Here is a 7723-nt window from a genome sequence, read left to right as displayed (position 1 = left end):
AACGCTTCTCTACCTCTACAATAATGTCCTAACTCGTTCTCGTAGCGCTATACAACAAGCACTTATTAATTCTGAGGATTACTCTGAGTATTACAAAGGTGACGTTAATGGTTTTATGGATCTTGAAACTAGGGAAGCAATCGCTAGATTTCAAAAAGATGTGGGTTTACTAGTCAGATCTCAGCCAAGAAGTGAGGATTTAGCTATCATCATTGAGTTTTTGGAGGTAGGTTATCAACCTGTTAATCCTGGGCAAGAAGATCCATTTCCTGACAACTTTTCTAAAAGTCCAGAAAACACACTACTTGAGATTGCAACTATCAGTGGAACAGAGGGATGGATATATTTGGGTCAACTAAATATTTCTGATCAAGAAAATGATATGACTCAGTTTTCAAATCAGATTATTTCTAAGCTTGCTGAAACCATTGTTAACAAGGATGTTGGCCTTGATACTTCAGAACAAATAAGACTTGCATCACCTATGTATCTCAGAGAGCAGCCCTCTGGTAAAACAATTGGAGTTGCTAGCAAAGACGCAATTCTCAGGGTACAAAGAGTTGACTATTTGGGAGATGGTGGCTTGTTGCGTAGTGTCTGGGCTAGGGTTACTCTTATTTCTAACGCTGAAAATAACTAAGATGCTTTTAGGCTGAAGCTAACGGTTGATCAAAGAGCGCTACGTAGCAATCGCTAACGCTTACCAATTCCGCCAGCCGCCCTGTGCTGGTGATGGGTTCAAACCTTGGCGCTGCATCAATTTCTGATAGTCTTGGGTGCCAGCCCACCGATCGATCTCTAATGCCCGGAGCACCGGAACCGGATGGGTGAGCTGAGACGATCGCGCTTGCTTCAACATATTGCCCAACTCGGTATTGTCAAGTGCCTCGTAAGAGCGCGCCTGAGCCAGAAAAGCATCTAGGTTAAGCTGAGGAGCCAGGGTAGGAGAACCGCCAGTTAGCTTCATCAGCACTGAAGCCACGACGCGCGGATCTTGGGCGACGAGTAGGGCAGCGCGATCGCAAGTAAATTCGGCACACCGCACCCACTGCAAAATCTGGGTCTGCAAATTCTGAGTTAGCAAGCCGCCAAACGGCAAAATCTGCCCCGCCGCCAGCACCACTAAATTTGCCAGGGTCAAATAGACGCTGTGTTCGCACTTCAGGTGTCCCAGCTCATGCGCCAGCACCGCCTGAATTTCTTCAGGAGTCAGCATTTCAATCAGCGAAGTATGCATGACAATGAAAGGCTGCTTGCCGCGCATGGCAAAGGTGTAAGCATTGGGCGAAGGATTTTGCTTGATATAAAGCTGGGGCGGCTCCAAATCCAAAATTTTGCAGGCTTCTAGAAGCAGGTTATGCAGATGGGGCAACTGCTGCTCACCCACCAAAATGCTAGAAGCAATATTCTCGACATAAAAAACCTGCTCAGCCAAAGGAGCTAGGAGCGATCGCAGTAACAAATCTAACCCCGGCAACTGCCGCAGGCTCTGAGTTGCCTGCAAATCTAACGGATGACGAAACTGGTCTGATTTCAGACCCACAAGCGCAGTTTTGGGTAAAGACATGGTTGGGAGTCAGGAGTGAGGAGACAGAGAGAAACAAGACCTTGAAATCATTTTAGCGATAGCGGCTCAAATCAGTGACGGTTCATAACCTCAAAAAGAGGTTCGGTATAGTATGGGTTAGAGATCACCAAGCTTCGGGAGCGCAGACCATGTCATTCGCCGCCCAATTACCTGCCGCCCAACCACCTGCTACCCAGACTGCGATTGCCTCATTCCCCCAGATCCCAGAAATTATTGACGACCTGCCCAATATTTGCGGCTCGGAGGCTGCCGTCCAGACCGTAACGCAACTTGAGCAGCCGATCTGGCTGCCGCGCACCAATCTGCAACTGCAAAATATCTCGGCGGGATTTGCGATCGCCCTCCATATGCATCAGCCCACGATTCCAGCAGGTGCAAACGGCGAAATGATTTGCAACCTGCAACGTATGTTTGAGCATCCCAACGAAGGAGACAACCATAATGCGGGGGTATTTGCCTGGTGCTATTCGCGTATGGCGGATTTTATTCCAGAGCTAGTCAGCCAGGGCTGCAATCCGCGCATCATGCTGGACTACTCAGGCAACTTGCTGTGGGGGCTGCGGCAGATGGGGCGCGGCGATGTCTTGGAGAACCTGAAGCGCATCACCTGTACGCCTGATTACCAGCCCTATGTTGAGTGGCTAGGAACCCTGTGGAGCCATGCTGTTGTGCCCTCCACACCCATTCCCGATCTAAAGCTGCATATCCAGGCATGGCAGCACCAATTTGCCGCAATCTTTGGCTGGGAGGCTTTGGCGCGAGTCAAAGGGTTTTCGCCTCCAGAAATGCATTTGCCGAACCACCCCGACACCCTGTACGAGTTCGTTAAAGCGCTGAAAGACTGCGGCTATCGCTGGCTGCTAGTACAAGAACATTCGGTAGAAAGCCTTGCAGGTCAGCCCTTGGGCTTTAAGCACGTACCGCATCGACTGGTGGCACGCAGCTCTACAGGCGAAGTCATTAGCATCACGGCATTGATCAAAACTCAGGGATCGGACACGAAGCTTGTGGGGCAAATGCAGCCTTACTATGAAGCCAAAACGCTTTCGCCCATACAAATTGATGGCGTGACGATTCCGCCGCTGGTATCGCAGATCAGCGATGGCGAAAATGGCGGCGTGATGATGAATGAGTTTCCGTCTGCTTTCAAGCAAGCCTGGGGAGATGCCAAGGGCAAAACCGTTGGCTTTACAGGCACCGAGTATCTGGAGCTAATCGAATCGGCGGGCTGTAACCTAGAGAACCTGCCTACTTGTCAGGCGATCGGTCAGCATCGTATCTGGGAACGTGTTAATACCTACACGCCAGAAGCCGTAGCCCAGGCTATTCAGGATATCCAGACCGAGCACCCCAACTTTCATATGGATGGAGCCTCCTGGACAAGCGACTTGAGCTGGGTCAAGGGCTACGAAAATGTTTTGACTCCCATGAATCAGCTCAGCGCCCAGTTTCATCAGGCGATCGATCCCCTCATCCAGTCTGATCCGGCGATCGTTCAGCAACGGCGCTACCGCAACGCGCTACTGCATAACCTGCTGCTGCAAACGAGCTGCTTCCGCTACTGGGGGCAAGGTGCCTGGACAGACTACGCAAGAGAGATCGCCAGACGGGGCGAGGCAATTTTGCAAGCCGATTTTTAGCACAGCTGATGGCTGGCGTTGCCTCAGAGCTGGATCACGAAATTGCAGGAGCTAGTTGACACTCCTGCCTGAGTAACTGCTAAGATACTAGAGGTGAATGCCGTTGGGGCGTCGCCAAGTGGTAAGGCAGCGGGTTTTGGTCTCGCCATTCCTAGGTTCGAATCCTAGCGCCCCAGTTTAGCAAAAGCGAAGCTAAAGTTCGATGTCTCCTAAGGTTGATCAACTTTAGGAGATTTTTTGTCGGCAGCCTGTATCAGCAGATCGCAAATGATACCGATTTAAACGAATTTGTGAGCATATCGAACCTCAGAAGGGACTTGGCAATGCCAAGCTCGTACCAGGATCTGTCGTGGTTCCAATTCAAATTGGTATGAGGTTTTGGGCTGCGCGTAATGCAGCCCAAAACCCTAAAAGTTGATTTTCTAGATTAATGAGTGAGCATTTGCGATCTACTGCGTATTGATGGATCGCCTGATCGCCTATTTCAGAATGCCTAAAATTTTGCGGACTGAGGTATCATCCAGTAATTCCTGCTCAACCGATCGCAATTGCCCTGGCAGCAGCTAAGCCCCAATCATGCAACTGACTCCCCAAGAAAAAGACAAGCTGTTAATCTTCACGGCGGCACTATTGGCAGAACGCCGTAAAGAGAAAGGTCTAAAGCTCAATTACCCTGAATCGATCGCCTATATTTCTGCTGCTATTCTGGAAGGAGCTAGGGAAGGGCGTACCGTTGCCGACCTGATGACCCACGGCACCACTCTTCTAAGCCGCAGTGACGTTATGGAGGGCATTCCTGAAATGGTGCATGAGGTTCAGGTAGAGGCGACCTTTCCAGACGGTACAAAGCTAGTGACGGTGCATGATCCCATTCGTTAGGGGCTAGAAATTTTCTATGCGACGAGTAGCGATCGCCTTCATCGCTCTGTGGTTTGCGCTGGCACTTGTGGTCAGTGCCCAGCCCGGTACAGAGACAGGCGCAAGCGACGGCACAAGCGACCCTACAGAGACAGTTTTAGAAAAAGTGACGCGATCCGGAGTTCTCACCGCCGGGACTCGTACCGACGCTTCGCCCTTTGCCTACATTGATGCTCAAGGCAACTGGGTGGGTTTCTCGGTTGATCTATTGCACCTGATTCAGGCAGGACTACAAGACCAGCTTCAGCGTCCCGTACAGCTCAGCCTGGTCGAAACGAATGTTGCAGACTGGGCTTCTAAGTTAGAAAAAAAAGAAATTGATATCGTCTGCGGCTCCACTAGCATTACGACGGGGCGGGGTCTTCGTGCCGATTTCTCGGTGGGTTATTTCCGTACGGGCACGCAATTTCTGATAAAAAAAGCTCATGTGCTTAGTCCCCCTGAACTCAAAATTGGAGTTGTGCGTGGAGCGAGCAATGAGTATCCGATTGAAAATCAGTTGCGTCTGGCAAAGCTAACTCGGTTTGCCAATCGAGCTGAAGGGTTAAAGGCTCTGGTTGCCGGACAAATTGACGCTCTAGCCAGCGATGGCATTCTTTTGGAAGGGCTAAGACAAACGCTGCCCGATGCTGAAACTTTTGAAATAATTCCCAGGCAACCCTTTAGCCCAGAATCCTATGGCTGTGCTCTTCCTCAAAACGATCCGGCTTTCAAAGCCTTGGTCAACCGTGAGCTAATTGCTTTCATGCAGAATGTTTTGAGCAATGACGGTCAGGCTGTTGCCCTATTTGAGACTTGGTTTGGGACGGAAGGAGTTGCTCCGGTCGATCGCGCCCAAATCCTGGCTTATTTTCGCGAAACGATCGCCACTTATGAGCAGAATTTAGGTGAGCAAAATCCAGGTGAGCAAAATTCAGGAAGTTCAATCTAAAGTGCGGCAGTTTTTTCCTAGAGCCTTGCTGATTTTTGGGGTGATGAGTTTTGGGGTGACGAGTTTTGTGATCATTGCTGTGATGGCGATCGCTCCAGCGCTTCCCAACACGCCTCCGGCTTCCGACTCTCTGGGAGAAACGCTGCTCCAGTTTCAAACTCGCCAGTATGCTGTCCGGATTTTTCGGCGGCAGGGCATCCTCCGTCTAAACCTATACAACCGTCAGACGGATCAGGTTGAGCAACGAGAGGTGCCGATGCAGCAAACCGTGGCTGACCTCGGCATTGTTTATACGAATCTCCAAGGTGAGGCTGCTTATACCGTCACCGTAGCTCCGGACGGCAGTGCCTATGATTTGAAGATTCAGCAGGGCGATCGCCTCATTTACAGCGATCGGGTGCAGGGTAAACGGGTTGCTACAGAAACGCCAACACCAGAACCCCAGCCAGCTCCATCCAATCAACCCAGCAGTCGGGCTGTGGCTCTTCAACCCGTTTTGGAGAGTGAGACGATCGCTCAGTTTCAAACCCCCAAATATGCGGTGCGAATTTACAGCCGCAACGACGAACTGCGGATGAATCTCTACAACCGACGCACAGACAAGGTAGAGCTAAAAGCCGTGCCTGTAGAATCCGCTCGCTCTGGCTCTAGCTCCACCTATTCCTATCCCAGCGGAAGTTTTGTTTACACCGTAACTATCATGCCAATCGGCGGATATCGCTTCGCTGTCAGGCAAGGCGATCGGGTAATCTATAACGAGCAGGGATACTAAGGTGGTTCTGAGAGCTACGCGCCCTCAGAACCACCCTATGCTTTTACAACCCAGTTGCCGCAAATCCTGCCAGAGCGACAGGCGTAGTGCCATCTCTCACTGTTCCAAGAAGAGTGGCTGCACCAGACTGCAAGTTGATGGAGTAAAGCGATGAATTAGACGTGGCAAAAGCAGAGTTTGTCCCGTTCTTGAAAACGATGTCAAAGCCAGCATTTGCCGCAAAGTCAGCTCCCAATGCCCCCACTAAGTTTTGGGTGCCGTTGTTGGGCGGATTCTGAATGAAAAGACTGTCGCTCTTGTCATCCAGGGTGTACTGCGTCGTGGTCGTAGTGCCCATGAAGCTGTTGGTGTAGGCGGTGGCAACTACCGAGTGGGTGGCACCGTTGATGTTGCCGTCTGCCTGAACCCCATCCGTCATGGTATTGGCATCCACGACTGCGCCTGTGTCGGGGTTAAGCCGCAGGTTTTGTCCGGCATCGCTGACGACCCGAATCCGATCGACCGTGGGGTTGAAGTCAACGCCGAAGCTTTGACCATTCAGCCCGACTGCAAATGTGCCTGTGCCAATCTGCACCGCTTCACCCGTGACGGCATCAATGGTGTAAAGGCGATCGCTGCTGCCTACGCCAAATAGTTTGCCTGTGTTGGGGCGGAAGTCGATTCCCACAAGGGTTTCGTCCTGTTGGAGTCCCTTCACGTCTACTTTCGTGACATTGTTCAGCGCATTAGAGTTAAAAAACACCAAATCGCTAGCGTCAGTCAGTCCCACAAATTCAGCTTTGGTAGGGTCAGGCTTAACAATAGGGCTTCTTCCGGCAAGACCCTTCAGATCAAGCATTTTTTTGCCATCTTTGACGGTGCCCAGGAGAGTAGCCGCTCCGGTTTGCAGGTCGATTGAGTAGAGTGATGAATCGGAGGTCGCAAAAGCAGAGTTCGTCCCGTCTTTAGAAACGATGTCAAAGCCAGCATTTGCCGCAAAGTCAGCTCCCAATTCCCCCACTAGGTTCTGGGTGCCGTTGTTGGGCGGGTTCTGAATGAAAAGGCTGTCGCTCTCGGCATCCAGGGTGTACTGAGTGGTGGTGGGGGTGCCTGTGAAGCTGTTGGTGTAGGCGGTGGCAACTACCGAGTGGGTGGCACCGTTGATGTTGCCGTCTGCCTGAACCCCATCCGTCATGGTATTGGCATCCACGACTGCGCCTGTGTCGGGGTTAAGCCGCAGGTTTTGTCCGGCATCGCTGACGACCCGAATCCGATCGACCGTGGGGTTGAAGTCAACACCGAAGCTTTGACCATTCAGCCCGACTGCAAACGTGCCCGTGCCCACTTGGGTGGCTGCGCCTGATTTGACATCGATCGTGTAAAGGCGGTTGGTGCTGCCGACCGCAAAGAGCTGTCCAGTATTGGGGCGAAAATCAACGCCAACTAAGGTTTCTTGGGGTTGCAGACCTTTCACTTTTACCTTGGTGACATTGGTTAAGTCATCCGCGTTGAAGAACGCCAGGTCATTTTTGGCGGTTAGTCCAACAAAATCAGCCGTAGTGGGGTCAGGCTTAGAGAGAGTCTTCGTCAGGGAGCGGATCAAACGGTTGATGCCTGCATCTGACAAGTTTATTCCTAGATCAGACACCAACTGGTTGACGCGATCGCTAATGTCGGTGTTACGCGAAGTCTTGTTGTATGAAGTCATGTCAGCCTCTGCTACGAGCTTTGGACAATGACGGTACGACAGGGATAGGCGATCGGATGCAGTCGGTGTAAGCCTCGCTACAGAGAGCTTTTAATTTTCCGGCAGTGATATTTAGGTGAGGATTTTTTGTTGGGGGGGGGGGGGGCCCCCCCCCCAAAAAAAAAAAAAAAAAAAAAAAAAAAAAAAA

At 51.2% G+C, this 7723-nt stretch carries 7 protein-coding genes and 1 tRNA gene; 6 read left to right on the top strand and 2 right to left on the bottom strand.

The annotated features are described in order from the left end of the window. Positions 1-640 (top strand): peptidoglycan-binding domain-containing protein (locus AC5JMP_RS02600; protein WP_495849867.1); only part of this gene is annotated, 640 nt, incomplete at its 5' end. 60 nt (positions 641-700) lie between these two features. On the opposite strand, the gene AC5JMP_RS02595 is transcribed toward AC5JMP_RS02600, so the two are convergent. Continuing rightward, positions 701-1567, bottom strand: a complete 867-nt coding sequence (locus tag AC5JMP_RS02595) for a M48 family metallopeptidase (RefSeq protein ID WP_495849866.1) — start codon at positions 1565-1567, stop codon at positions 701-703. A 149-nt stretch (positions 1568-1716) separates the two neighbouring features. Here AC5JMP_RS02595 and AC5JMP_RS02590 point away from each other — a divergent pair, with 149 nt between their 5' ends. From AC5JMP_RS02590 to AC5JMP_RS02570, 5 genes are all read left to right on the top strand, one after another. Further along, positions 1717-3228: a glycosyl hydrolase family 57 gene (locus tag AC5JMP_RS02590; RefSeq protein ID WP_495849865.1), complete on the top strand. Its 1512-nt coding sequence runs from the start codon at positions 1717-1719 to the stop codon at positions 3226-3228. A 104-nt stretch (positions 3229-3332) separates the two neighbouring features. Then, positions 3333-3404, top strand: a tRNA-Gln gene (locus AC5JMP_RS02585). 400 nt (positions 3405-3804) lie between these two features. Beyond that, entirely contained in the window at positions 3805-4107 is a 303-nt protein-coding gene (gene ureA / locus AC5JMP_RS02580; protein WP_495849864.1) for an urease subunit gamma, read from the top strand. A 16-nt stretch (positions 4108-4123) separates the two neighbouring features. Next, a complete protein-coding gene (locus AC5JMP_RS02575) occupies positions 4124-5077 on the top strand; it encodes an amino acid ABC transporter substrate-binding protein (protein WP_495849863.1) in 954 nt (317 codons plus the stop codon). Further along, complete coding sequence (locus tag AC5JMP_RS02570) at positions 5049-5849, top strand: hypothetical protein (RefSeq protein ID WP_495849862.1); 801 nt, start codon at positions 5049-5051, stop codon at positions 5847-5849. Before AC5JMP_RS02575 ends, AC5JMP_RS02570 begins: the two co-directional genes overlap by 29 nt. Before the next feature lie 43 nt (positions 5850-5892). On the opposite strand, the gene AC5JMP_RS02565 is transcribed toward AC5JMP_RS02570, so the two are convergent. Continuing rightward, complete coding sequence (locus AC5JMP_RS02565; RefSeq protein WP_495849861.1) at positions 5893-7536, bottom strand: DUF4394 domain-containing protein; 1644 nt, start codon at positions 7534-7536, stop codon at positions 5893-5895. Positions 7537-7723 lie beyond the last annotated feature (187 nt).

The sequence above is a fragment of the Drouetiella sp. genome (assembly GCF_059504425.1).
This window is presented reverse-complemented; position numbering and strand designations above follow the sequence as displayed.